Source organism: Bradyrhizobium sp. AZCC 1610, assembly GCF_036924515.1.
GTDB lineage: Bacteria > Pseudomonadota > Alphaproteobacteria > Rhizobiales > Xanthobacteraceae > Bradyrhizobium.
Map to the genome: position 1 here is coordinate 4,077,131 of NZ_JAZHRR010000001.1, position 24,360 is coordinate 4,101,490.

General features: G+C 62.5%; 23 protein-coding genes. 12 read left to right on the forward strand and 11 right to left on the reverse strand.

Features of this window, described 5'->3' with window-relative positions; translation table 11 throughout:
- Positions 1-24 precede the first annotated feature (24 nt).
- Both V1279_RS20270 and V1279_RS20275 read right to left on the reverse strand, forming a co-directional pair.
- Positions 25-1,257, reverse strand: coding sequence for a hypothetical protein (locus V1279_RS20270; protein ID WP_334446490.1), 1,233 nt, complete (start codon positions 1,255-1,257; stop codon positions 25-27).
- A 2-nt stretch (positions 1,258-1,259) separates the two neighbouring features.
- Complete coding sequence (locus V1279_RS20275; protein ID WP_334439273.1) at positions 1,260-2,630, reverse strand: APC family permease; 1,371 nt, start codon at positions 2,628-2,630, stop codon at positions 1,260-1,262.
- A 295-nt stretch (positions 2,631-2,925) separates the two neighbouring features.
- Here V1279_RS20275 and V1279_RS20280 point away from each other — a divergent pair, with 295 nt between their 5' ends.
- Together V1279_RS20280 and V1279_RS20285 are read left to right on the forward strand one after the other, a co-directional pair.
- Positions 2,926-4,245: an alpha/beta hydrolase gene (locus V1279_RS20280; RefSeq protein WP_334439275.1), complete on the forward strand. Its 1,320-nt coding sequence runs from the start codon at positions 2,926-2,928 to the stop codon at positions 4,243-4,245.
- A gap of 167 nt (positions 4,246-4,412) precedes the next feature.
- Positions 4,413-5,630 carry a hypothetical protein gene (locus V1279_RS20285; protein WP_334439278.1) on the forward strand — a complete coding sequence of 406 codons (1,218 nt, stop codon included), beginning with the start codon at positions 4,413-4,415 and terminating at the stop codon, positions 5,628-5,630.
- 119 nt (positions 5,631-5,749) lie between these two features.
- Here V1279_RS20285 and V1279_RS20290 read toward each other — a convergent pair whose 3' ends face one another.
- Both V1279_RS20290 and V1279_RS20295 read right to left on the reverse strand, forming a co-directional pair.
- Positions 5,750-7,879: a TonB-dependent receptor gene (locus V1279_RS20290; RefSeq protein ID WP_334439281.1), complete on the reverse strand. Its 2,130-nt coding sequence runs from the start codon at positions 7,877-7,879 to the stop codon at positions 5,750-5,752.
- A gap of 293 nt (positions 7,880-8,172) precedes the next feature.
- Positions 8,173-9,363 carry an MFS transporter gene (locus V1279_RS20295; RefSeq protein ID WP_334439283.1) on the reverse strand — a complete coding sequence of 397 codons (1,191 nt, stop codon included), beginning with the start codon at positions 9,361-9,363 and terminating at the stop codon, positions 8,173-8,175.
- Positions 9,364-9,667: 304 nt separating this feature from the next.
- Here V1279_RS20295 and thrS point away from each other — a divergent pair, with 304 nt between their 5' ends.
- Positions 9,668-11,716 carry a threonine--tRNA ligase gene (thrS, locus tag V1279_RS20300; protein ID WP_334439286.1) on the forward strand — a complete coding sequence of 683 codons (2,049 nt, stop codon included), beginning with the start codon at positions 9,668-9,670 and terminating at the stop codon, positions 11,714-11,716.
- Here thrS and V1279_RS20305 read toward each other — a convergent pair.
- Positions 11,713-12,084, reverse strand: coding sequence for a helix-turn-helix domain-containing protein (locus V1279_RS20305; protein WP_334439289.1), 372 nt, complete (start codon positions 12,082-12,084; stop codon positions 11,713-11,715). The genes thrS and V1279_RS20305 overlap by 4 nt on opposite strands.
- A 9-nt stretch (positions 12,085-12,093) precedes the next feature.
- Complete coding sequence (locus tag V1279_RS20310; RefSeq protein WP_334439292.1) at positions 12,094-12,318, reverse strand: type II toxin-antitoxin system HigB family toxin; 225 nt, start codon at positions 12,316-12,318, stop codon at positions 12,094-12,096.
- Between the two features lie 274 nt (positions 12,319-12,592).
- On the opposite strand from V1279_RS20310, the gene V1279_RS20315 reads away from it, so the two are divergent.
- Complete coding sequence (locus tag V1279_RS20315; RefSeq protein ID WP_334439295.1) at positions 12,593-13,156, forward strand: nitroreductase family protein; 564 nt, start codon at positions 12,593-12,595, stop codon at positions 13,154-13,156.
- Between the two features lie 204 nt (positions 13,157-13,360).
- On the opposite strand, the gene V1279_RS20320 is transcribed toward V1279_RS20315, so the two are convergent.
- The gene (locus V1279_RS20320) at positions 13,361-14,440 is read right to left on the reverse strand and encodes a hypothetical protein (protein ID WP_334446492.1); all 1,080 of its coding nucleotides are present in this window, start codon (positions 14,438-14,440) and stop codon (positions 13,361-13,363) included.
- Between the two features lie 233 nt (positions 14,441-14,673).
- Between V1279_RS20320 and V1279_RS20325 the strand changes: the two genes are divergently transcribed.
- Entirely contained in the window at positions 14,674-15,744 is a 1,071-nt protein-coding gene (locus V1279_RS20325; protein ID WP_334439297.1) for a patatin-like phospholipase family protein, read from the forward strand.
- 60 nt (positions 15,745-15,804) lie between these two features.
- Here the strand turns inward: V1279_RS20325 and V1279_RS20330 are convergent, their stop codons facing one another.
- Positions 15,805-16,233 (reverse strand): CBS domain-containing protein, encoded by a 429-nt coding sequence (locus V1279_RS20330; protein WP_334439299.1) that lies wholly within the window; start codon positions 16,231-16,233, stop codon positions 15,805-15,807.
- A 131-nt stretch (positions 16,234-16,364) separates the two neighbouring features.
- Positions 16,365-17,162: a rhomboid family intramembrane serine protease gene (locus V1279_RS20335; RefSeq protein WP_334439301.1), complete on the reverse strand. Its 798-nt coding sequence runs from the start codon at positions 17,160-17,162 to the stop codon at positions 16,365-16,367.
- A 244-nt stretch (positions 17,163-17,406) separates the two neighbouring features.
- On the opposite strand from V1279_RS20335, the gene V1279_RS20340 reads away from it, so the two are divergent.
- From V1279_RS20340 to V1279_RS20365, 6 genes are all read left to right on the forward strand, one after another.
- On the forward strand, positions 17,407-17,700 hold the full coding sequence (locus tag V1279_RS20340; protein ID WP_334439303.1) for a GIY-YIG nuclease family protein: 294 nt from the start codon (positions 17,407-17,409) through the stop codon (positions 17,698-17,700).
- Between the two features lie 529 nt (positions 17,701-18,229).
- On the forward strand, positions 18,230-18,784 hold the full coding sequence (locus V1279_RS20345; protein ID WP_334439305.1) for a PAS domain-containing protein: 555 nt from the start codon (positions 18,230-18,232) through the stop codon (positions 18,782-18,784).
- A gap of 229 nt (positions 18,785-19,013) precedes the next feature.
- Complete coding sequence (locus V1279_RS20350; protein ID WP_334439307.1) at positions 19,014-19,793, forward strand: transporter substrate-binding domain-containing protein; 780 nt, start codon at positions 19,014-19,016, stop codon at positions 19,791-19,793.
- An 18-nt stretch (positions 19,794-19,811) separates the two neighbouring features.
- Positions 19,812-20,474, forward strand: a complete 663-nt coding sequence (locus V1279_RS20355; RefSeq protein ID WP_334439309.1) for an amino acid ABC transporter permease — start codon at positions 19,812-19,814, stop codon at positions 20,472-20,474.
- 3 nt (positions 20,475-20,477) lie between these two features.
- Positions 20,478-21,128: an amino acid ABC transporter permease gene (locus tag V1279_RS20360; RefSeq protein WP_334439312.1), complete on the forward strand. Its 651-nt coding sequence runs from the start codon at positions 20,478-20,480 to the stop codon at positions 21,126-21,128.
- Entirely contained in the window at positions 21,115-21,843 is a 729-nt protein-coding gene (locus tag V1279_RS20365) for an amino acid ABC transporter ATP-binding protein (protein WP_334439315.1), read from the forward strand. The genes V1279_RS20360 and V1279_RS20365 overlap by 14 nt, the downstream gene beginning before the upstream one ends.
- Positions 21,844-21,845: 2 nt before the next feature.
- Here V1279_RS20365 and V1279_RS20370 read toward each other — a convergent pair whose 3' ends face one another.
- Both V1279_RS20370 and V1279_RS20375 read right to left on the reverse strand, forming a co-directional pair.
- Complete coding sequence (locus V1279_RS20370) at positions 21,846-22,433, reverse strand: hypothetical protein (RefSeq protein ID WP_334439318.1); 588 nt, start codon at positions 22,431-22,433, stop codon at positions 21,846-21,848.
- Positions 22,434-22,641: 208 nt separating this feature from the next.
- A complete protein-coding gene (locus tag V1279_RS20375) occupies positions 22,642-23,415 on the reverse strand; it encodes an enoyl-CoA hydratase-related protein (protein WP_334439321.1) in 774 nt (257 codons plus the stop codon).
- Positions 23,416-23,662: 247 nt separating this feature from the next.
- On the opposite strand from V1279_RS20375, the gene V1279_RS20380 reads away from it, so the two are divergent.
- Entirely contained in the window at positions 23,663-24,280 is a 618-nt protein-coding gene (locus V1279_RS20380; protein ID WP_334439324.1) for a PilZ domain-containing protein, read from the forward strand.
- The last annotated feature ends 80 nt before the right edge of the window (positions 24,281-24,360 follow it).

Sequence of the window (24,360 nt, forward strand, 5' to 3'; positions counted from 1 at the left end):
TTGCGACGGGTCGGATCCCTCCGCTTAGCGCCAGAAGAAAAAACCGCCCCTCGGCTGCGGCCAAAAATCCGGCTGCGGCCCTATATCTGCCGGCGGTCGCGGCCGTCGCGGACGCGGCGGTGGTGGCGGCGCCTCGGCCGACGCCGTGGCGTCGATAGCGGGCGATCCATCGTCTGGCAATCGCACCGACAGCAGCACATTCGTTTCTGGGGTGCGCCAGCGATAGCCGATACCGAAATCGAGCGGCTGCGCGCGGCGGAACAGAGCAGCATATGACTCCTGGTACCGGCCCGCGAATTCGTCGATCGGTCCGAGATAGCGGCCGAACGGGAACAAGCGCCATTTCTTCGTGCTGTAATAGGCAAGCGGGATTCCGGAATCGTCCTGGATGATGGTGGCGCTGTTGTTGAGCAGGAAGTCGCGCACCGTGGTGAAGTTGCCGGAATGCAGCAGATAGGAGGCGCTCTTGATCAGGCTGTTGCCGGGCGCGAGCGTCGCACAAAAATTCAGGAAACCGCTCGCCTTCACGCCGGAGTTGGAGAGATCGGTCGAGAAGTAGTACAGCGTCTTTTCCTGACCATCGCTGCCGCTGAAGATAATGCGCACGCCACGCACGGCGTTCGGTCCGGGATTTTCGCCCGCGAAATATGCCGCCCCCTTGTCGTCCAGCGAGATCGGACTGACACTCTTCACGGTCATGCCCGAGCGCGCCAGGAACACGTAGAGGATCGGCAGTGTGCCGCTGATCTGGCCCGCCTGCAGATCGGTCTTCATCTGCTTGGTGATGAAGAAGCTGAAGCTCAGGATCGAACCGAGCGAGCGCTCGACGTTGTAGAGCGCAGACGCGATGCCGCCGCGCGGCAATCTCGAGAGGTCAGGCACCGAACCCACCGGCTCGAGCGCGCTCAGCACGTAGGTCGAAGCCTTCGAATAGAATGCGTTCGCATAGAGAAAGTCCGGACCTGAGAACATGTAGAACATGGTCGGTCGCGGCGCCGCCAGGTTGGTATCCGCCCAGGCGCGGATCCGCGATATTTGGCGCTGCTCGAGTTTCTCGAACGCGGTGTCGAAAAATTTGGCGTGCCGTTGCCAGGCCGGATCCTTGGTGAGCGGCGCGAGCGGCGATTCCGCCGACGGCATCATGCCCGCCAAAAATTTCGCGGTGTCGTCGACCGTTACGGTTTGGGCATAGGCGGTAGCCCCGGCCGTCAGCAGCATGACAGCAGCAAGCATCGCCATTCTCAGGGAATGCAGCATGTTCATTCGTGGCCTGCTGCGGCCGCGGGGACTTGATTTTCCCGCTTGCGGAAGACGGCGTAAATCAACAGACCTGAAAACATGATCAGAAGACCAAGGAACGAGCGCAGCGGCTGTTCGGTCAGGAGATAGTACATCATGAAACCGGTCACGAGCAGGAAAACCACTGGGGTTACCGGGTATCCCCAGGCGCGGTAGGGCCGCGGCAGGTCGGGATGCGTAATCCGCAGCTTGATGACCCCGAGCACGGTAAAGAACGAACAGAACAGCAAAGAGAACTGGATGAATTCAAGCACCGCCTCGAAGCTGCGCGTAAACAGCATCAGGCTCGCGACCGTGAGCTGAAACAGAATGGCGTAAGGCGGCGCGCCGCCGGTTGATCGTCGGGCGAACGCCCGCAGCACCGGAAGGTCCTCACCCATCGTCATCATGACGCGCGGCCCGATCCACATCATCGCGCTGATCGAGGAGATCAGCCCGAAGCAGATCATCGCGCCGACGATGCGGCCGCCGAATTCGCCGAAGATGTAGCTGCCGGAAATCCGGGCGACGTCGAGCTGGCCGGCGAGCTTGTCGATCGGCGCGGTGTGCAGGAACACCGCGTTGAGGGCCACATACAGCACCAGCACGATCAGCGTTCCGATCAGCATCGCCCGCGGCACGTTGCGCTCCGGCAACCTCACCTCACCGATGATGTAGGTCGCCGCGTTCCAGCCCGAGAACGAATACATCACGAACACGAGGCTGATCGCGAACGGCGCGCTGACGATATGGGTGAAGTCGGAGGCCGATGGCGCGAACGACACCGGCTGTGGCGTGCCTATCACAAAGCCGCAGACCAGGAAGGCGACGATCAGCACCACCTTCAGGATGGTGGCGATCAGCTGAAAAGTCGAGGAGTGCCTGATGCCGGTGAGTTGCACCAGCGACACCAACCAGACCACGCCGACCGCGAGCACCATCGGTGGCGCATTGGGTACTACCGACTTGCCATACTCACCGAATGCCATGGCGGCCAGCGCGACGGGTGCGGCGAAGCCGACGGTTGCCGACACCCAGCCCGCCACAAAACCGAAGGCCGGGTGATAGGCCCGGCCGAGGAAGTTGTACTCGCCGCTCGAGCGCGGAAACATCGCGCCCAGTTCTGCGTAGGAAAACACCCCGCACAACGCGACGATGCCGCCAATGACCCACAGCAGCAGGATCGAAAAGCCGGAGGGGATGTCCTTGACCTGAAAGCCGAGGCTGGTGAAGACGCCGACGCCGACCATGTCGGCAACGACGATGGCAACCGCCACCAGGACCGAAACGGTGGAGCGTCCGCCGGAGAGCGAGCCGGGCCACGCCGGGCTTCGCGTTTCTGATGCCGCCATCTCGGACCCGTACCTTCAGCGCCGCAGCCAGCTGCATCGTGCAGGCTGCCGCGCCTCAATTCAAGCAATGTTAACAATGGTTTAAATTGAGAGACAAAATAGGTTCTATGGTACCGTCAACCCTTCCCGTACCATTACTGGATTGCGAAAACATCGTGACGGTCCCACAATCGCGACACGATTGCATGGTCTCCTCAGGGCTTCCGGACGTGGGGAGTTTTTCCGGACGCTTAACGTCGCCTAAACGCGTGCGAGCTTACGCCGGTTGACGGCGGATCTTGGGGCATTGGGGTGGATGGTCGGAGCAGTTCCGAAATTCCAGGCAGCTGATCGCGCCAGCCGGGCGACGTCCCCGGCGATGCCGCGCCGCGCCATGCCGTTCCCCTTGCCGCTGCGATGGCATTGGGTGGCGATGGCTGCGCTGGTTGTGCCGCTGTCCTTTGCCCTGGTTCAATGCGGCAAGGCGCCGAACGCCGACATGCTGGCGGCGAACACGGAAGGCGCAAAGTCCCGCGCCAAGTCGCAGGCTGCGGCCGATACGTTCGACGACCGGTTTCCGACGCCGCAATTCGCCGACCGTTTCCCGACCGCCCATGAAAGCCTGCCGCAGGTCCAGCGCCAGATCGCGCTCGCGCCGCAACCGCGCGCGGTGCGTACCGAGCCCGTGAGGGTGGCGTCGCTGACGCCGACGATGACCCTGCCCCGCACCGAGCGCGAAGAATTGACCACACTGGTCAGCATGAAGTCCTCGGCCTTCCCCTATTTCGGCACCAATCCGCGCTCCGAGGAACCGTTCCTCAACATCTCCAAGGGCGACCGCAAAGGCCACCGCAGCCATGGCGGCCGGGTCTATTGGCAGGACGAGACCTACAACGACAGCCGCGTGCTGGTGCATGTCCCCGAGACGTTCGATGTGAAGAAGCCGGGCGTGATCGTGGTGTTCTTCCATGGCAACGGCGCGACGCTGGAGCGCGATGTCCGCGACCGCCAACTGGTGCCGCAGCAGATCTCGGATTCAGGCGTCAACGCCGTGCTGCTCGCCCCCCAAATGGCCGTGAACGCCGCAGACTCCTCGGCCGGCAAGTTCTGGCAGCCGGGCGGCTTCAAGCGCTTCATCGATGAGTCAGCGAGCCACCTCGCCCGCCTCTACGGCGATCCAAAGTCGGCGCAGGCGTTCGCGAACCTGCCGATCGTGATCGTCGGCTACAGCGGCGGCTTCCTGCCGACCGCCTGGAGCCTCGAGGTCGGCGGCGTCCCCAACCGGGTCCGCGGCGTGTTTCTGCTCGACGCCGTCTATGGCGAACTCGACAAGTTCGCGTCCTGGATCGAGAAAAACCGCAGCGGCTTCTTCGTCTCTTCGTATACCCGCTACACCAAGCGGCACGACCAGGAACTGATGCAGATGCTCCGCGACAGGGGCATCGCGGTCACCGAGAGCATGGACGGGCCGCTACGGCCCGGCAGCGTCGTGTTCGTGCAGACGCCAGACGGCGTCACCCATCGCGATTACGTCACGCAGGCCTGGACCGAGCATCCGGTCAAGGACGTGCTGGTCAAGATGGCGGCAACGCCCGCGTTGACCCGGGTCGCGAGCGCGCCGTACGCAAACCGGTAACCGGCCTCTTCGCCGCGGTGTTGCAGCTGCCCGGCGTCAGCTTCAAGGCCCCGCTCACGCGAATCTCGGATTGAACGCCCTCTCGCACCATCAGGCTCGCGGTGAGATCTTGCTGCATGCAATTGTTATGTTATAACATTGCATATTTTCCATCTGACAGGACAGCGATGCGCCGACTTCTTGCTATCGCGATGGTTCTTTGCGGAATGTCCGGCGCAGCCAGCGATGCGCACAGCCCCGCCGAACATCGCACCCACGCTGCGGGCACCGCGCAGGCTTTTCGGCTCGTGGTTGCCGATGCCAAGGCGGCGGCACTCAAGATCTTTGATCTCGAAAACGGTCAATTGCTTGCCGCACTGCCCCTGGCCAGTCCGGCGCGCCTCCACGCGGGAGCCTCTGGCCGTTATGCGTATGCCGTGCAGCCCGAAGCGGATGAAGTCGCTGTCATCGACACCGGCATTGAGCTCGGGAGCCACGGCGATCATGCCGACATAAAGATTTCCGCTCCCGCGCTTTTGTCTTCCCGGCTTCGCGGCTTGCGCCCTTCGCATCTCACACACGACAACGTCCGCGTTGCCGTGTTTTTCGATGGCGACGGAACAGCCCAGATTTTCAACGAGCAAGATTTCGTCGCGGGCCGCATGGAACGCGTTCAGCGTGCCGAAACCGGCATCAAGCATCACGGCGTGGCCGTTCCGGTTGCAAGGCGTTTGGCCGTCACCATTCCACCCGCAGGTGAAGGCCTTCCGGATGCGATCGAGCTCCGCAGCGAGGACAGCCCAAACCCGCACCGGATTGAATGCCCAAGCTTGCACGGCGAAGCGGCGACGAGCCGCTTCGTCGTGTTCGGGTGTGCGGATGGCGTTGCGATCTTCGAGATGGCACGCAACGGCGTCGTCAGTCGCCAACTCCCCTATCCAGCTTCGCTGCCGCCTGGACGCATGATCCGCCGCATGACCGGCGCAACCGGATTTACATTCGTTGCCGGTGATTTCGGTGTCGACGGCATGGTCATCGTCGATCCTTCTGCTGCGGATGGGGACTTCCACTTCATCGCTCTGCCGGCGCGCAGGATGGACTTCAACCTCCATCCGGAGTCGGGAGACCGGCTCTTCGTCATCATTGAGGATGGTACCCTTCTCAGCATCAACCCGTTGACCGGCACGACCGAAGCCCAAACACGCGTTACCGAGCGCTATGCGATGGATCAGAGCACCGTCCGCCCGCGGATCGCTTCCATCGGCCCGTATGTCGCCGTCTCCGACCCGCGTACGGGCGAAGTGGCAATTCTCGACGCAGTAACCCTCACCGCGCGACAGCGTATCAAGGTGGGGGGCGTCCCTTCGAACCTGCTTGCGATCGGAGGGGATGGCGTGAGCCATTGAATGATCGGCGCCGTGCGTTCGGATCCGGACACGAACGCTTGGCCGGCCTTGGGAACCGTGCGCGTCGCAGGCGGCGGAGCACGACGACGCCTGCTGCGAACGAGCATTCCCGGACCTACCTACCACCGCGTACGGAGTGAAAGCTCGAAGGTCCGCGGCACGCCAAGAATGACGTAGTTCGCGTCCGTGGCCCACGCTGCATAGACCGCGTCGGTGATATTGCGCACGCGGAACGTCAGGTCGGCGTTTTGCGCAAAACGGTAGGTGGCAAAAACATCCGCGATGGTGGCAGACGGCAACGTCACCAGGTTGGCATCGTCAGCCTTGATGGAGGCCTTGTGATTGATCCACCCGCCGACCGCCCAATTTGCGAACGGCTGCCACGTGGCACCAAAGTTCGCCACGACCTGCGGCACATTCGGCGGCGTATTACCCGTGTAGTTCGCGGCCGTACTGGTTCGATATTCGTCATACCGGGCATCCACGTAGGCAAAGTTCGCCTCGATACGCAAAGTCTCCAACGGGCGGTAACTGCCGGAAATCTCAAAGCCGCGGGATGACTGCTTGCCCACCTGAACCGTGAATCCCGTCAGCGGATCGGTCGAGGGGATATCGGTCTTTTCGATGTCATAGACGGCCGCCAACAGCTCGCCTCGTCCGTTCGCGAAGGCGTGTTTGATACCGCCTTCCACCTGACGCGCATTGGTGAGGCTGAAGGGGGTATCGGTGACGCCCAATGTGAACAGAGCAAAGCGCGGCTCAACCGCAGTTGCATATTGCGCGTAGAGCGTCGTGTCGGCGCGAATGTCCCACAGTGCACCCATGCGATAGGTGCTGGGTTCGAACGTCTTGCTGTAGAGCTGGTTCGTCGGCTTCCGATTGTAGTCCACCTCCATCTGATCGACCCGAAACCCGCCAACGATTTTGATCCCTTTGAGCACTTCCAGGCGCGCCTCGCCGAAAACCGCCTTCTGCGTCAGATCCGCGCGCACGTTTTGCGTCCGCGCAGTGCCTCGCGTGAAGAAGTCTGTCGGTGCGGGATTGTAGGGATCGACGAGTTGAAGCGATGTCACCTCGTTGCGCGGACTGTCCCATCGCGTGCTTGCAACCTCGACACCCATCACCGTCGACAGCGGCATCGCTCCCAAGCTGCCGTTCCAGTTCACGTCGAAACGATCGCCAACGAAGCGGTGGTCGTAGCCGAGATTCTCCCACGTTTGCCGGCAGACCTGGTCCGTACCGGTGTTGTTGAGGAGGTTCTGCCCGCGGAAAGAGCAGGTGCCGCCAGCGGGAATATAGGTAAAGCGGTACGTGTTGATCCAATCGCGATCGGATTGATAGGACCAGAAGCGATTGCGGATCTTTAGCTCCTCGGTGTCATACGTCGTGTTCCAGCGCAGCCACAGCACACTGTCGTCGTATTTGTTGTTCGGCAGGTTGTTGTAGTTGACCTCGCGGAGATCGGAACGGATTTGCCCTCGCACCAGGGGCGTGCCCCAATACGCGTTCTCGATTTTCGATTTCATGTAGTCAAAATCGACGGTCGATGACAATTGCGGCGTCACGTCCCAGCGCAAGGCGCCTGCGACGTTGCCGTATCTGACCTGGTTATCGTCGACCGGGCCGTTGTATCCGTTGACGACGCCGTCGAGCCGATAGGAGAAGCCGTTCCCCAACGGACCTCCCTTTCCCACGGCCTGGCGGACGCCTTCGCGAGTAGTGAGCGAGGAGATTGTTTCGAACGGCTCATTGACCCCGCTCGGTTGCTTGCGAACGAGATTGACGGCGCCGCCGATGGCGCCTTCACCGTAAAGCACCGACGCCGGTCCGCGCAGCACGTCTACCCTATCGAAAATAAAACTGTCATAGTTGCGCGTGCTGATCGTGGTGTTGGTGACACGGATTCCGTCATAGAGCACCGCGACGCCGTTCTCGGTGAACCCCCGCGTCGATGCGACGCCGGCAGCTCCTGGCCGGACGGCGGACGTGAAGCCGGTCAGGCCTTGAAGGGCGTCCACCCAACTGGTCTTGCCTCGCTCCTGCATCGTCGCCTGATTGATGCTCTCCACGCTGGCGGGGATGTCGCGAGCCGTGCCCGGCAGTCGCGATCCGGTCGTATTGGGTACGTTGAGATCGGTCGTCGAACGGATGTGGTCGCGCGGCAGGCCTCCCGGCCATCCATCAATTGGGCCTTGCGGCGCTCGATCCGCGCCGGTCTGCGCCTGGCGCGCGCTGGACGCAGCCCGCATCTGCAAGCGCTTGCTGGTTCGCTGCTTTTGCTTGGTGGCTGGCCGTCCTTCCACCGTAATCGCAGGCAGGACAGCCTGAGGGACGGTTTGAGCAATGGCGGGGCGTGCACCGCCCGCGGCAAAGGATGCTGCGGCCAGAACTGCCAAGAACCGCGTTCGGCGTCCGATCCGCCTCCTGATTCCATACCAATCGCCAATCTTTTCCATTACTTACAGCCCCACGTCCCAATCGTAATGTTATAACATTACCTTTATGGAACCCGCGTGGGGATGTCAAAAGTCTTCGGCCGGGATCAGCGCGGTGCGCTTCCTTGGACCTTGGTCGGCTTGGTTAGAATCACCGTCACCAGCGCAAGCACGACGAAGGCCGTCCCGACATAGCCCGCGGCGTAGAGGAGATCGTTCGCGTATAGAAAACCGCCGATCGCCGATCCCACCGCCTGCCCAACATAGAGGACCGATGTGTTGAGCGACACCGATGCGGATGCCAGCGAAGGTGCCGCACCGACCAGCCGCACCTGCTGCATCGAATTGGTGGAAGCAAATCCAATCCCCCAGATCGCAACGGACACGGCCATCAACGGATATATCCCGGCACTCAACGCCCAGCCGGCGAGGCCTGCCAGCAATACCGAGGTGAACAGAAGCGAGGTCTTCCAGGCGCCCCAGGAATCAACGATGCGGGTTCCGATCGCCGTGCCGACGACGCCGCACACGCCATAGACGGCGAACACCAGCCCGATCGCATCAGGCCCCGCGCCCGTCAGCCTCGCCAGCAGCGGACCCATGAAGGTGAACACTACGAACTGGCCGGACATCTGCAGCGTGGTAATCGACAGCAACAGCACGATCAGCCGGTTGCGGCCAATAGCGGCCCATGTCTTGAGGTCGACCGGCGCGCCCATCAGCCCGCGCGGCAGGCGCCAGGCCAGAAGGAGGATACTCACGCAACCCATCAGGCCGATGCTGCCATAGGCCGCGCGCCAGCCATATCGGCTGGCGATGAAGGTGATCAGCGGCAGCCCGACCGCCGCCGCCAGCGACCAGCCGAGAAAGATATAGGCGATGGTGCTGCCGCGCTTTTGCTCCGGCACGATCAGCGCGGCTGTCCCGGCCGCCTGCGGCGTATAGAGCGCGCCGACCGCGAGCATGACCAGACGGATGATGAGCAGGCTGGTGTAGTCGGGCGCCAGGGCGGAAGCGAAGTTGGTAACGGCGAGCACCGCGAGCGTCACTGTGAGCAAGGTGCGGCGCTCGATCCTGGAAGTCAGCCACGCCGTAACCGGTGAACCGACGCAGAGCATGATCGCGCCGAAAGTAATCAGAAGACCCGCAGTGCGAATGCTGACGTCAAGACCGGAAGATAACTCGCCGAGCATGCCCGCCGGCGCCAGCACCGAGCAGCCGGTGACGACATTGCCAAGCATCAATGCGGTGGGTGCGAAGCGGCGTTCGGTATAGACGGGCACGAGCACATGTTTCATGCACATGCATGTACGCGGCGGGCTGCGTCAAGAAAAGGACGCGATGTCGGACTATTTGTCATCGCTGTCATGAGATTTATTAATTTGACGCCGCTGATGTCTCGCGGGCTCTGCGCGCATTGTCGGGCTATGAAGAAGCAATCCGGCTTTCCGGGGCAATGAGGCCCCGGATATAGCGCCCGCGGCTGCTTCCATCACGCCCTGTTTAGCAAATTGCCCGATTGCAGGAGCCGAATCCCCTGCTATACCGCTGCTTTCCCGCTTACCTGCGCTCGTTCGCAGGAGTGAGCTTTAGGAGATCGACATGCCTGACAGCAATTCCCCCGCATCCGGATTCCAGTTTGGCCTTGCCAATTTGAAACCGGCCGAGCCCCTGGAAAAGATCACCCTCACCTTCCCGGACGGCGCGAAACGCGAATACCCCAGGGACATCACCGGGCTCGACATCGCCAAGGGCATCTCGCCCTCGCTCGCCAAACGCACGGTGGCGATGGCGCTCGACGGGGTCGTCGCCGACCTCAACGATCCGATCTCGGGCGATGCGAAGATCGAGCTCATCAACCGCGAGGATGCGCGCGCGCTGGAACTGATCCGGCATGACTGCGCGCATGTGCTCGCCGAAGCGGTGCAGTCGCTGTGGCCGGGCACGCAGGTCACCATCGGCCCGGTGATCGAGAACGGCTTCTATTACGACTTCTTCCGCAACGAGCCGTTCACGCCGGAAGATTTTGCGGCAATCGAAAAGAAGATGCGTGAGATCATCGCGCGCGACAAACCCTTCACCAAGGAAGTGTGGGACCGCGAGAAGACCAAACAGGTGTTCCGCGACAAGGGCGAAGCCTTCAAGGTCGAGCTGGTCGACACCATTCCCGGCGACGAGCCGATCAAGATCTATTTCCAGGGCGACTGGTTCGACCTCTGCCGTGGTCCGCATATGAGTTCTACCGGCAAGGTCGGTAACGCGTTCAAGCTGATGAAGGTGGCGGGCGCCTATTGGCGCGGCGATTCGAACAACCCGATGCTGACGCGCATCTACGGCACGGCGTTTGCCAGGCAGGAAGAGCTCGACGCTTACCTGAAGCAGATCGAGGAAGCCGAGAAGCGCGATCACCGCAAGCTCGGCCGCGAGCTCGACCTGTTCCACTTCCAGGAGGAAGGCCCCGGCGTGGTGTTCTGGCACCCGAAGGGCTGGACGGTGTTCCAGGCGCTGATCGCCTATATGCGCCGCCGCCTGACCGGCGATTACAGTGAGGTCAACGCGCCGCAGATCCTCGACAAGGCGCTGTGGGAAACTTCAGGCCATTGGGACTGGTACCGCGAAAACATGTTCGCGGCGCAGTCGGCCGGCGACGAGGCCGAGGACAAGCGCTGGTTTGCGCTCAAGCCAATGAACTGTCCGGGCCACGTGCAGATCTTCAAGCATGGCTTGAAGAGCTACCGCGACCTGCCCCTGCGTCTTGCCGAGTTCGGCGTGGTGCATCGCTACGAGCCGTCGGGCGCCATGCACGGTCTGATGCGCGTGCGCGGCTTTACGCAGGACGACGCGCATGTCTTCTGCACCGAGGCCCAGCTTGCCGACGAGTGTCTGAAAATCAACGATCTGATCCTGTCGACCTACGCGGATTTCGGCTTCGAGGGTGAGCTCACGATAAAACTCTCGACCAAGCCGGACAAGCGCGTTGGTACCGACGAGATGTGGGACCATGCCGAGCGGGTGATGGCGACCGTGCTCCAGGAGATCAAGACGAACAGCCACAATCAGAGCATCAAGACTGCGATCAATCCCGGCGAAGGCGCGTTCTACGGACCGAAGTTCGAATATGTGCTGCGCGACGCCATCGGCCGCGACTGGCAATGCGGCACCACGCAGGTCGACTTCAACCTGCCCGAGCGTTTCGGCGCATTCTATATCGACGCCGACGGCTCCAAGAAGACGCCGGTGATGGTGCACCGTGCGATCTGCGGCTCGATGGAACGCTTCATCGGTATCCTGATCGAGCATTTTGCCGGCAGCTTCCCACTCTGGCTCGCGCCGACCCAGGTGGTGGTCACGACGATCACCTCCGAAGGCGACGAATACGCCAAGGTGGTTGCAGCTGCCGCGCGGCGCGCCGGGCTGCGCGTCGAGATCGACCTGCGCAACGAGAAGATCAACTACAAGGTCCGCGAGCACTCGCTGGCGAAGATCCCTGCCCTGCTCGTCGTCGGCAAGAAGGAGGCCGAGACCCACTCGGTCTCGATCCGCCGGCTCGGCAGCGATGGGCAGAAGGTCATGCCGACCGACGAGGCGCTGGCCGCCCTCGTCGAGGAAGCGACCCCGCCGGACGTGAAGCGGGCGCGGGCGGCGGCCTAGGCAGCCTTGTTCTGCCCGATCTTGATGAGGGACTCGGCTGGAATGCCGAGCCCCTCATGCAGTCGCCGAATCATATTGAGCGTCAACTCGCGTCGGCGATTGAGTACTTCGTGCACTCGGTTTCGGCTGCCGATAAACGGGATGAGATCGCGCGGCTGCAATCCGCTCTGTTCCATGTGATACCTGATCGCCTCCACCGGGTCCGGCAGATCGAGCCTGTAATGTTTGCGCTCCCATGCCTCCACAAGCGTGACTAGTACGTCGAGCCGATCTCCCTCGGGCGAGTTGCGGCGGGCACTCATCAATCCTTCGATTTCCTTGAGAACCCGGCGATAGTCACGATTGGATTTGATCGGTGCGATATTCATGACTGAACCTCAAACGCTCTGCGCATCGATTGCATCGTATTGCCGATGCGTCCCGATAAACCTGATATAGACCACGCGATAGGGATAGTTGATCCACACAACGATGCGATACTTATTGCCGGCGATATTGAAGACCGCACGACCGTCCTTGAGAATACTGGCGCTGCGGATGTCTCGCTTGACGTCCGCCGGCTTTGCCCAGTCCGCCTGCCTCACCTGTCGAAACCAGGCCATCACCGGCTCGTGGGCATCGCTTACGCCCTGGCCGCGACTAAGAAAAGCCTTGATCGTGCTGAGCGCTATCACCCTCACAGCGCCAACCTAGCATAGTCCCACTTTGGGACCAAGACTTTTATCATGAGCTGAGCTCGGCGGCCGCTGGACGTAACGAGCATGACGCCGGGACCGAGACCTGATCATAATCCGTCTAAAACGGCTTTTGCCGGCTTCGTCGATACCCTATCTTCGTGTTAGGCAATCCCCCAATCCCGTCCGATGAGAGACCCTTGTGCCCGACGCCATTGAACTCCTGAAGATCCGCCGCTCGGTCAAGCCCCGCGAGATGAGCGGCCCCGGCCCCACCGCGACCGAACTCGACACCATCCTGACCATCGGCGCGCGGGTGCCCGACCACGGCAAGCTGACGCCGTGGCGCTTCATCGTGTTCGAAGGCGACGCGCGGGCGCGGGCCGGCGACGTCATCGCGCAGGTATTCGCGAAAAAGAATCCCGCCGCACCGACTGCCGACATCGAGATCGAAAAGCGCCGGCTGATGGACGCGCCGCTGGTGATCGCGGTGGTGAGCTTTACCCGGCCGCATCCGAAGGTACCGGCTTGGGAGCAGGAATTGTCCGCCGGCGCCAGCGCGATGAACATCGTCAACGCCGCCACCGCGCTCGGCTATGGCGCCGCCTGGCTCACCGGCTGGTTCGCGTTCGATCGCGACGTGCTCGACGGGCTCGGATTGAAGGCGGACGAAAGGCTGGCCGGCTTCATCCATATCGGCACGCCGGTAAAGCCGGCCGAGGATCGCCCGCGCCCGGCGCTGTCGGATATCGTGACGCGGTTTTGAAGCCTACACGCCGCGGGTCGTTGCCGGGCATGACGATGCCGTTCGGCGGCTAGAGCAGGATGAGGTTGGGTTGAGCCGTGATGGCGGACCTCCTCATGCCCCGGACGCAAGCGGCGTGAGTGCTCAGAACCGGCGCATTCTACTTTGCATGGGGTTGTTTTCGCAGTTTTTGTGTACAGACCCTGCTGCGTCCGGGACACGCGGCTACCGCGCGACGACCTCGACCTCGCCGTCGACGCCGTTGACGACGTTGAAGGGGCGCTCGAACACCTTGCCTTCGTTCTTGGCAATCGCCCGGTATTCGCCCTCGGACAGCACCACGCGCGGAAACGCGCCGATCGATTCCTTGATGACGTCGCCGCCCGGCGTGATCACCGACCACGCCGTGTTGGCGAGCGCCTCGCCACCCCGGTCGCTGACGAGCTTTAGCGTGATCACCGCCGCGCGGTGGCTGACGGTCACGTCCGTCAGCTTGCCGGCCTGGACGCGGATGTCGGAGCGCACGACGGAGTTGGCATCGCCATAGTTGGAGATGATGTAATAGGTCCCCTCCGGCAGCAGCGCGACATCGCCTGCGGCCACGTTGGGGACCAGCGACTGGCGTTCGGCGCCAGCGCCACCTTCGAACTGGCTGCCCTTGTAGAGCGCGAACGAAATCTGGTTTGGCGGAATCTTGCTGGTGCCGACGCGGCCCTCGATGCGCAGTCCGCCGGCCGGAAGCACGAAGGCGACGCGATCGGTCTCCGCTTTCAGGCTCACCGCCCGCACCGCGCTGACCAGGCCGAGGGCCACGTGGACGACGTAATTGCCGGGCTGCAGCACGATGTTCGGGGTCGCGCCGCGCTCCTCGCGGATCAGCTTGAACGTGCCGGTGTCGTCGGGCTTGTCGGCGAACACCCGCCACACCAGCCCGCCGTTGATGACCGGCAGATCCTTGCCGTAGCGTGCCGTCAGCGACAGCACCGCCTGGCCTGCGGTCGCGGCCCCCGGCGGCGGCACCACCGGAGGGATCGTGGCAAGCGATGGCTGAACGATGGTCGGCTGGGTCAACGGCGCGGGAAGCGTTGGGGTAGTCCCCGTCCCCGACTGCGGCGCCAGATTCATGGCAGGCCCGGTCTGGGAGTCCGGAACCACGGCGGGCGGCACCGGTGGCGGGCGGTCCGAGAACCACTGGGCCGAGACCGGGGCCGGAAGCAAAGCGGCCAGCGTCAAGGCGAGCACCAGCGCCGGGAAAGGCCATCCACCCCGCCCGAATCCAACGATACCGTCACCCCGCGAAATCATGGCCATGCTTTTCACCGAAAACGCGGCAAATTCAAGCCTCCGGAGCTGAAGTTCGACCGGTATCGGTGGCGGAACCGGCACCGGCACCCAATGTTAATCCTGCGGTCGTGGTCCAGTCACATTCCCTGCCTAGGCCGTTTTCGCCGGGCATAAACCATGCAGGCGGATCGGAATGGACTATTCTGGCGCGGCCGCGCCGCGGCGGATATCGTTGAAGCCGCAGGAGAGTTAGCGTGTTGGATAGCTGGATGGGCCGCGGCCAAAAGGGCTCCGATGCCCAAGACAAGGCCCACGACAAGGTCGGGCTCGGCAGCATCCGCCGGCCGGTGATCGGGCTGGCGCTGGGAGGCGGCGCCGCACGTGGCTTTGCCCATATCGGCATCGTCCGGACGCTGGTGGCCCACGGAATCATTCCCAACGTCGTAGTCGGAACGTCGATCGGCGCCGTGGTCGGCGGCGCCTATGCCGCCGGACATCTCGACACGCTGGAAGAATGGGCGCGCAGCTTGCAGCCGCGAAGCGTCCTCTCCTATCTCGACATCCGCCTGAACGGCTCGGGCCTGATCGGCGGCGCCAAGCTTGCGGCCGAACTCGAGGCCGCGGTCGGCCAAAGCCTGATCGAGGACTTGCCGGTGAAATTCGCCACCGTTGCGACCGAAGTCCGCACCGGCCACGAGATCTGGCTGACCCATGGCCCGATGGTGGACGCGATGCGCGCCTCCTATGCCCTGCCCGGAATATTCTCGCCGGTGCTGATCGGCGACCGCTGGCTGGTCGACGGCGCCATGGTCAATCCGGTGCCGGTGTCGGCGGCGCGCGCGCTCGGCGCGGAGATCGTCATAGCCGCCAATCTCTCCAGCGACGTCTTCTCGCATTCCACGACGATCTATTCCCACGGCCCCTCGGCCGGCGTTTCGGTTTCGGTCATGCCGGAAGCGCTGCCCGAACCCGAGCCGCGGAAACGCGGTATCGGAAAATTCTTCTCCGCCGAGCGCACCATGAAGCGCGAGTTCTTCGGCGGCGGCGGACGGCCGGGCATCTCCTCGGTCATGGTCGATGCCTTCAACATCATGCAGGACCGCATCACCCGCGCACGGCTGGCGGGCGATCCGCCCGATCTGTTGATCTCGCCCCGCGTCGGCAAGATCGGCTGGTTCGATTTTCATCGCGCCGACGACCTGATCGCCCACGGCGTGCGCGCGGCCGAACGCGCCATCGATTCGATCCAGGAGGCGATCCACATTCTGGCGCCGCCGCCGGCGGGTGAAGCCGAGCCAGCGGTCGAAAAGGCCGCGAAGGAATAGCGTAGCGTTTTCAAGCGAAGTGGTTACCGGTTCGCGCTAAGAAAACGCGTCAAAACAAGCTCAGGCCGTCTTGATGTAGTCGCGTAGCGCTTCCTGCTCGGTCTCGTATTCCTGGACGCGGCGCTTGACGATGTCGCCGATCGAAATCAGGCCCACCACCTTGCCGTCCTCGACCACGGGCAAATGGCGAAACTTGCCCAGCGTCATCATTTCCATGATCCCGGCGACGGTGTCGGACTCCCGGCAGCTCACGACCTTGTGCGTCATGACGGCGCTGACCGGTTCCTCGAGCACCCTGGCGCCGCGCTCGCCCAGCACCCGGACGATATCGCGCTCTGACAAAATGCCCTCAAGGTGTCCCTGGTTCATCACCAGCACGGCGCCAATCTTGCGTTCGCCAAGGACCTTGATCGCAGCCGAAAGCTTGGCGTCCGGCTCGACGCTCTCGATCTGATGGCCCTTGGTATCGAGAATTGAACGTACCGTCATTGACGCCTCCCTGAATCCGTTCGCGCCCCCGAGAGCCCGACTTGTTCGCGAGTCTTCAATCAACAGTTCTGCGGCCTGCATTACAACCTGTGAGGATGATGGATGAAATCGCCGCTCGCCGCAAGCGGCGATCAGACGCGGCCAGGTTCGTCCGGCGATGAAACGTCCGCCGCATGCGGCGCCGCACGCGGCACCGGATCGAACAGCGAAAACAACATCAGGCCGGCGAGAAATCCGCCGATATGCGCCTGCCAGGCCACGCTGGCGCCTTCAGTGCCGATCGAAATCGCCCCAAGGCCGAAGATGATGTTGACGCCGAACCACACCGCCAGAAATCCAAGCACGCGCGTGTTGCGCAACGCCCGGGCAAGCGACAGCGCTGGAACCTTCGCTGCGGCATCCGCATCGCCCCGGTTGAACGAAAGAAAACTTCCCTGCACGAAGGCGAAGCGGATGGCGGCGGCCATGGCACCGGATACCGAGGCCGAGGCGCCGATCATCGGCGCGATCGCGTGCTCATGGGTGACGAGATGCGCCAGTGCGCCCGCCGCAGCCGTCATCGCCATGAATGCGAAGAACCTGACAGGGCCGAACCGGCGAGCCAGCGCGCTGCCGAACGGCAACAGCCACAGCACGTTGAAGCCGATATGGCTGAGATTGGCATGCAGCAGCGAATAGGTGACGAAGGTCCAGACCTTGGCGCCGGCCCCGCCGGGAAAGGTGATGTTGAGCAGCGTGGAATCGTAGCGCTTCGGAATGAAACCGAACACGTCGATGGTCCAGTTCTCCAGCTCCACCGGCAGCAGCACGCGCAAATGAATCGCTGCGATCAGCGCGATATAGGCCGTCAGCGCGCCCGGCAGCGTGAGGATCGGCTCACGCGGGGCGTCGGGCGGCTCGACCAGGGATGAGTAAGGCTGGGATTCCAAAAGGCCAGGACCTTGTAAGGCAGCTTCGAGGCGTATTGGTCCCAGATAGGCGGCTTTGCCCACCCTGTGCAAGTGCACAATCGAGATTGTGGATGTCTCAGTGGCGTCGCGACGGGTGGTGGGTCCCGGCTCTGCGGAGCAGCGTGAAGAACGCTGCACCGCGTCCGGGACATGAGAATTGGCAATGCCTGGCAAATTTGCCACACTACACCCTAAGATTGATTATGATCTGGCTTGATACCATATGGATGGATCGTTCTTCGTCTACATCCTCGCAAGCAAACGGAACGGGACGCTTTATGTCGGCGTCACAAACAATCTCGCGCGGCGGATGTTGGAGCACAAAGGCAAGCTCGTCTCCGGATTCACTCGGAAATATGGCGTCGATCTACTCGTCTATTTCGAGGCGTTCGATTCCATTCTTGAAGCGCGCGCGAGAGAGCACTCGATGAAGCGCTGGCGACGCGTCTGGAAGATCAAACTCATTGAAGAATTCAACCCAGATTGGGACGATTTGACCGGCAAACTGAATTCTTGACGCAAAGAGGTGCTCGTGTCCCGGACGCGGCGCGGCACGCAGTGACGCGACGCAGAGCCGGGACCCACGACGCAGTCCGCTTGGGTCCCGGCTCTGCGGCGCACCGCCAAAGGCGCTGCGCGGCGTCCGGGACACGGCTTTACCGCCAAAAGAAAAAGGGAGGATGCTGAGAACATCCTCCCTTGTCTTGCTGATCTTCTCGCGCCCTTTGGAGCCGGGATCACATCCCCGCCCCTCCCCGCGCGATGACCAAACTGTTTGACGCCAGCCTGTGTACCAACTGCGCCGAGAACCTGGAGATAAGCCGGCGCCGTCTGATGCGTTCCACACTACGCACGCCGCCCCGCCTTCGCCAACCTCATAGTTAATTTAACGTTAACAACGCAAAGCCGCGGCTTGCGCGGCCAAATCGCGCTCCCGGCATGGACGCTGCAAAGCCCGTCCTGCACAACACGCGAGGGAAGGCGTGTTGCGCAAAAGCGGGACAGAAGTGTCTCGCTAGAAGCAACCCCGGGGGCGAGGATTAGATATGAAACACCGATCGAGCCGCGAGTTCTTCGCCTATTGGGATGCGAAGCGCGGCGATGCGCGGGCGCCGGACCGCAGCGAAATCGAACCCGGCGCGGTGCGCGAACTGCTCGGCGACATCTTCGTGCTGTCCTACGACAACGATGCCGGCTACCCGTTTCGCGTCGCCGGAACGCGGGTCAGCGCCCTGCTTGGCCGCGACCTGAAGGATACAAGCCTCGTAGCGCTGTTCACCCCGGACAGCCGCCGCGAGATCGAGGACATCGTCAGCTACGTGGCAGAGGAAATGCTGGCGGCGATTGCCGGCATCACCGCGACCTCGGAAGACGGTACGACGGCGCATCTGGAGTTGCTGCTGCTACCATTCAACAACCGCGCGCATGCGCCGATCAGCCTGACCGGAGTGCTGGCGCCGTTCGAAAGCGACCTCGGCACAATCAGCGATTTCAAGGTGACGTCGTGGCGCTATTTGCACCGGCCGCAAAAGCTCGCTCCGCGCGCCTTGCGCAAGCTCGCCATCGCGCGCGGCTTCATGGTGTATGAAGGTCTGCGGTAATCACGAACCGACGGGTTCAACGAACGCCGCAGCACAACGCATGGTCGCGTGATCATGCTCGAAAAACGAGCCACAGACGCCTTCAAAAAAAGCACCGCCAAGCATTGCCTAAATGCGAGGCGTCAGGCAGGGTCGAACTGCGACGTGGAGCCGGGCCACATCAGCCAAACAAGACGCACCGAGGGCGATCTCGGAGGCGGTGAATTGGCGTAACCTCGGAGATCTTAGAATGCCTTTCAAGAAACTGTTGCTTGCCGCTGCAATTGCCACTGCTGCGGTGGCGACGCAGGCCCATGCCGACGCCCTCGATTCCATCATGAAGTCGAAGGTGATCAAGATCGCCGTGCCGCAGGATTTTGCGCCGTTCGGCTCCGCCGGCCTCGATCTCAAGCCGCAGGGCTACGACATCGACATGGCCAATCTGATCGGCAAGGAACTCGGGGTGAAGACCGAGATCATCCCGGTGACCAGCGCCAACCGCATTCCCTATCTGCAGACCAACAAGGCCGACCTCGTGATCTCCAGCCTCGGCAAGAATGAGGAGCGCGAAAAGGTCATCGACTTCTCGATCGCCTATGCGCCGTTCTTCTCCGGCGTGTTCGGCACCAAGGCGATCGCGGTTGCCAGCGCGGCCGATCTCAAGGGCAAGACCATCGGCGCCACGCGCGGTGCGATCGAGGAACAGGCTCTGACCGCCTCGGCCCCGCCGGACGCGACCGTCAAGCGTTTCGAGGACAACAACGCGACCATCGCCGCCTTCGTATCCGGCCAGGTCGATCTGATCGCCACCGGCAATACGGTCGCCGCCGCAATCGCCGAAAAGGTCCCTGCCCGTGCGCCGGCGCTGAAATTCGTGATCAAGGATAGCCCCTGCTATGTCGGGCTCAACAAGAACGAGCCGGCGCTGCTCGCCAAGGTCAACGAGATCATCACCAAGGCGAAGGCGTCGGGCGAGATCGGGAAACTGTCAGAGAAGTGGCTGAAGGCGCCGTTACCGCCCGGCTTCTAGAGGCCGGGGGCGCCCGCAGTGTCTTACAAACTGCAATTCGCCGAACTGCTGCCCTACTGGAACGTGCTCCTACAGGGCCTGATCTTCACGATCGTGCTGACGGTCGTGTCGACGATCGCCGGCATCGCGGTCGGCACCGCCGGCGCCTCGGCCCGCACCTTCGGACCGGTATGGCTCGGCCGCGTCGTTGCGGTCTATGTCGAATTGATCCGCAACACGCCGTTCATCGTGCAGCTGTTCTTCATCTTCTTCGGCCTGCCGGCGCTCGGGCTGAAACTCAGCGAAACCACCGCCGCCTTCCTCGCCATGGTGATCAATCTCGGCGCCTACTCGACCGAGATCATCCGCGCCGGCATCGAGGCGGTTCCCAAGGGTCACATCGAGGCCGGCCTCAGCCTCGCCATGACCAAGTGGGAGGTGCTGCGTCACATCATTCTCAACCAGGCGTTTCGCAAGATCTATCCGGCGCTGTCGTCGCAGATCATCATCGTGATGCTGGGCTCGGCCGTGGTGTCGCAGATCTCGGCGGAGGACTTGACCTATGCCGCGAACTTCGTGGCGTCGCGCAACTTCCGGAACTTCGAAGTCTATCTGCTGGCGGCCCTGGCCTACCTCCTGCTCGCGCTGCTGACGCGCTCACTGCTGCGCGGCCTCGGCCGCATCATCTTCAAGGCGAAGTGAACCATGTTGCAGTTCAGCTTCTGGGACATTCTGTCGAACCTGCTGATCGCCACGCAGTGGACGATCGTGCTGTCATTGATCGCGTTTGTCTGCGGCGGCATTGTCGGGCTGGTGCTGTTGTTCATGCGCACCTCGGGGATCGCGCCGCTGGAATGGTTCACCAAGATCTACATCGAGTTCTTCCAGGGCACGCCGCTCTTGATGCAGCTGTTCCTGTTCTTCTTCGGCATCGCGCTGTTCGGCGTCGAGGTCTCGCCGTGGATGGCCGCGACGCTGGCGCTGACGTTCTGGACCAGCGCGTTCCTCACCGAGATCTGGCGCGGCTGCGTCGAGTCGATCCCGAAGGGCCAATGGGAGGCTTCCTCCAGCCTCGCCCTCAGCTACATCGAGCAGATGCGCTACGTCATCCTGCCGCAGGCCTCGCGCATCGCAGTCGCGCCGACGGTGGGCTTCTCCGTGCAAGTCATCAAGGGCACCGCGCTCGCCTCGATCATCGGCTTCGTCGAACTGACCAAGGCCGGCACCATGCTCAACAACGCGACCTTCCGGCCGTTCCTGGTCTATTCGCTGGTCGCGCTGATCTATTTCTGCCTGTGTTTCCCGCTGTCCTGGTGGGCGAAGAAAATCGAAGGCCGCCTCAATGTCGCTCGTTAGCATTCGTGACGTCAGGAAGAGTTTTGGTGCCAACGAGGTGCTGAAAGGCGTCTCGCTCGATATCGCCAAGGGCGACGTTGTCGCCATCATCGGCCGCTCAGGCTCGGGCAAGAGCACCTTGCTCCGCTGTATCAACGGGCTGGAGACCTACCAGTCCGGAAGCATCACCGCCGACGGGATCGAGGTCGGCGGCCTGGCCACCAATCTGCGCGAGCTGCGGCGCCATGTCGGCATGGTGTTCCAGCAGTTCAACCTGTTTCCGCATCTGACCGCGGCCGAGAACGTCATGCTGGCGCCGACCGTCGTCAACAAGGTGTCGAAGGCGGAGGCCCGCGCGACCGCCGCCGAGGTGCTGGCCAAGGTGGGATTGTCGGAAAAGATGGACGCCTATCCGAGCGAACTGTCCGGCGGCCAGCAGCAGCGCGTCGCCATTGCGCGTTCGCTCGCGATGCGGCCAAAAGTGCTGCTGTGCGACGAAATCACCTCGGCGCTCGATCCCGAGTTGGTCAACGAGGTGCTGCGCGTGGTCGAGCAATTGGCGCGCGAAGGCATGACGCTCATCCTGGTGACGCACGAAATGCGCTTCGCGCGCGACGTCGGCACCAAGCTCGTCTTCATGCACCACGGCAAGGTGCATGAGGAAGGCGTTCCGAAGGAGGTGTTCGCTGCGCCCCGAACGCCGGAACTGCAGCAGTTCGTGGGCCAGGTCGCCTGAACTCAAGACAGCGTCACGTTATAGAGGAATGGCTTCCAGGAGAGCGCCTCCCTGTTGGCCCTGTCAAATTGTCCATCCTCCAAAAGCTTACCGACACATCTGAAGTATTCACAAAGGAATGACGCATCCGGCAATTGGTACACGTGCTCATCCGGGACCCACAGTTGAAATTTCCTGGCGGAGTTAAATGCAGACATGATTGCAGGCTTAAGATCACCCACATTGTCCGGCCATCCTAAGGACGCGGTCCGAATTTTGAGGCTATCTGAAAGACTGCGAAATTTAGAGCCGAGGCTCCGGAGCTCGGAAGCTTTTTTCTCATCCGACTTCCGGTTTAACCATTCCAGTGAGGCGCCAAGTACGATTCCGGTCCAAAAGACCAACGCGAATTTAAACCAACCCTGTTGGCCCAGTGCGAGAAGGTTATCAAAAACGGGCGTGGCCACAGCGTTACGAAAAACCGTCGTGGCCATACCGTTAGGATCGGAGAAGACATGTTCCTCCAACCATTTTTCGAGGACAGGCGTGATCAGTGGGATCAGCAGAAGACCCCAAACTCCAAACAGAAACTGTTTAAGCCATTTGGACATAGAGCCTTATTGTTTAGCACACTGAACAGCCATCCAGCCGAATAAAGGTCGTGCCCGAATACTCGGCCTAGCGCGACAGCAAATTGGTCTTGGCCACGTCGATCACCTCGTCGCCGCGGCCGCTCATCACGGCGCGAAGCACCCGGAGGCTAAAACCTCCGCGATGAGGTCTGCGACATTGTCGATCTTCATATTGCCTGATCCCTTCTCAGCGTCCGGTGAACACCGCCGCACGTTTCTCGAGGAAGGCATTGCGCCCCTCCACCGCGTCGGCGCTGAGACGGATCTCCGCCTGCGTTTCGATCTCGCGGCGGAACTGATCGGCATAACTGGCGTGTTCGCTCTCCTCGATCAGGCGGCGCGTCGCGACGAGCGCGCGTGTCGGGCCGCTTGCAAGTTTGCGCGCCAGCGAAAGCGCACCATCACGAAGCGCGGCGTCATCGAACACTTCGCGGACCAATCCCCACTCCTTGGCCTGATCGGCCGAGAGCGGCTCATTGGTCATCATCAATTCCAGCGCGCGCTGCCGGCCAACGAGACGCGGCAACAGCCAGGTCGAACCGAGATCGGGGACCAGCGCGATGCGGCTGAACACCTGAATGAAGCGCGCCGAACGCGCGGCAACGATCACGTCGCCCGCCATCGCAAGGCTGAACCCGCCGCCCGCCGCCACGCCGTTGACCGCCACCACGACCGGCACGCGGCATTCGCGCAACGCCTTGAACGTCGGCCAGTAATACTTCATCACGCCGGCGGCGATGTCGTCGCCCAGGATTTGCGCAGCCTTGAGGTTCTGGCCCGAGCAGAAGCCACGGCCGGCACCGGTCAGCACCAGCGCCCTCACCTGCGGATTGCCGGTCATCTCGGCAATGGCGATCGCGAGGTCGCCCAACAGATCGGGCGTCATCGCGTTCAGCGTCTCAGGCTCATCCAAGGTCAGCACGCCGACGCTGTCATCGTGTTCCCGCTTCACACCCGGCATTTCGCAACCTCCGTTCGCAGGCATTCTTGGCCGGCCCGGCCGGGCGCGAGAGTAACCCTAATGCCACCGCGCGCAACAATCGCCTCTCGCTGACTTGACCAAAATCGCCGGCCGGTCGCGCCGCGGCTGCGCCAAATTATCCGCGCCGAAATCTTGAGTGCTTCATGCAACCGCCGATAACACATCGTTAACCCTGTCGGCCTTAGGGTCTTTCCGACGCCGAAGGACCGGCTGTCTGGTGGCGAAGATGTCGTTTGCGCAAAAGAAAACAACCACTGTACCGTCCGCCCAGGAGCGACGGCGCTTTCAGCGCGTCAAGGTGCACCTGCTCGGCCGCTACATGCTGCCCGACCGCCGCGAATTTCCTTGCCAGATTATCAACATGTCGCCGGGGGGGCTGGCCCTGCTGGCGCCTGGCATCGGCAATGTCGGCGACCGCGTGATTGCCTATCTCGACCATATCGGCCGGGTCGAGGGCAAAATCACCCGCATCATCGACAACGGCTTTGCCATGACCGTCGGTGCCACCGCGCGCAAGCGCGACAAGCTCGCCGCCCAGCTCACCTGGCTTGCCAACCGCGATATCCTCAATCTGCCGGAAGACCGCCGCCACGACCGCATCGTGCCGCGCAACCCGATCGCCCTGCTCACGCTCGAGGACGGCAGCAGGATGACCTGCCGCATCATCGACCTCTCGCTGTCGGGCGCCGCCATCGCCGCGGAGAACCGGCCGCCGCTGAAATCGCTGGTCATGCTGGGCAAGGTGCAGTCCCGTGTGGTGCGAAACCTCGAAGAAGGCTTCGCGCTCGAGTTCGTCCACGAGCAAGTCGGCGAGGCGCTCGAAGACGCAGTTACCGCGCGGTAAAGCGCCAACCGCCGAAAATCCCTGCTTTTCCGACCTCAAGAGGCGGTATCCGCACCACGGATGCCGCCTTTGCCGCGTCT

Bases quoted from the DNA above. Each gene is read 5' to 3' on its own strand.
- V1279_RS20270 (WP_334446490.1), bottom strand. From the start codon at position 1,257: ATGCTGCATTCCCTGAGAATGGCGATGCTTGCTGCTGTCATGCTGCTG.
- V1279_RS20275 (WP_334439273.1), bottom strand. From the start codon at position 2,630: ATGGCGGCATCAGAAACGCGAAGCCCGGCGTGGCCCGGCTCGCTCTCC.
- V1279_RS20280 (WP_334439275.1), top strand. From the start codon at position 2,926: ATGGTCGGAGCAGTTCCGAAATTCCAGGCAGCTGATCGCGCCAGCCGG.
- V1279_RS20285 (WP_334439278.1), top strand. From the start codon at position 4,413: ATGCGCCGACTTCTTGCTATCGCGATGGTTCTTTGCGGAATGTCCGGC.
- V1279_RS20290 (WP_334439281.1), bottom strand. From the start codon at position 7,879: ATGCGGGCTGCGTCCAGCGCGCGCCAGGCGCAGACCGGCGCGGATCGA.
- V1279_RS20295 (WP_334439283.1), bottom strand. From the start codon at position 9,363: ATGAAACATGTGCTCGTGCCCGTCTATACCGAACGCCGCTTCGCACCC.
- thrS (WP_334439286.1), top strand. From the start codon at position 9,668: ATGCCTGACAGCAATTCCCCCGCATCCGGATTCCAGTTTGGCCTTGCC.
- V1279_RS20305 (WP_334439289.1), bottom strand. From the start codon at position 12,084: ATGAATATCGCACCGATCAAATCCAATCGTGACTATCGCCGGGTTCTC.
- V1279_RS20310 (WP_334439292.1), bottom strand. From the start codon at position 12,318: ATGGCCTGGTTTCGACAGGTGAGGCAGGCGGACTGGGCAAAGCCGGCG.
- V1279_RS20320 (WP_334446492.1), bottom strand. From the start codon at position 14,440: ATGATTTCGCGGGGTGACGGTATCGTTGGATTCGGGCGGGGTGGATGG.
- V1279_RS20330 (WP_334439299.1), bottom strand. From the start codon at position 16,233: ATGACGGTACGTTCAATTCTCGATACCAAGGGCCATCAGATCGAGAGC.
- V1279_RS20340 (WP_334439303.1), top strand. From the start codon at position 17,407: ATGGATGGATCGTTCTTCGTCTACATCCTCGCAAGCAAACGGAACGGG.
- V1279_RS20345 (WP_334439305.1), top strand. From the start codon at position 18,230: ATGAAACACCGATCGAGCCGCGAGTTCTTCGCCTATTGGGATGCGAAG.
- V1279_RS20350 (WP_334439307.1), top strand. From the start codon at position 19,014: ATGCCTTTCAAGAAACTGTTGCTTGCCGCTGCAATTGCCACTGCTGCG.
- V1279_RS20360 (WP_334439312.1), top strand. From the start codon at position 20,478: ATGTTGCAGTTCAGCTTCTGGGACATTCTGTCGAACCTGCTGATCGCC.
- V1279_RS20365 (WP_334439315.1), top strand. From the start codon at position 21,115: ATGTCGCTCGTTAGCATTCGTGACGTCAGGAAGAGTTTTGGTGCCAAC.
- V1279_RS20370 (WP_334439318.1), bottom strand. From the start codon at position 22,433: ATGTCCAAATGGCTTAAACAGTTTCTGTTTGGAGTTTGGGGTCTTCTG.
- V1279_RS20375 (WP_334439321.1), bottom strand. From the start codon at position 23,415: ATGCCGGGTGTGAAGCGGGAACACGATGACAGCGTCGGCGTGCTGACC.
- V1279_RS20380 (WP_334439324.1), top strand. From the start codon at position 23,663: ATGTCGTTTGCGCAAAAGAAAACAACCACTGTACCGTCCGCCCAGGAG.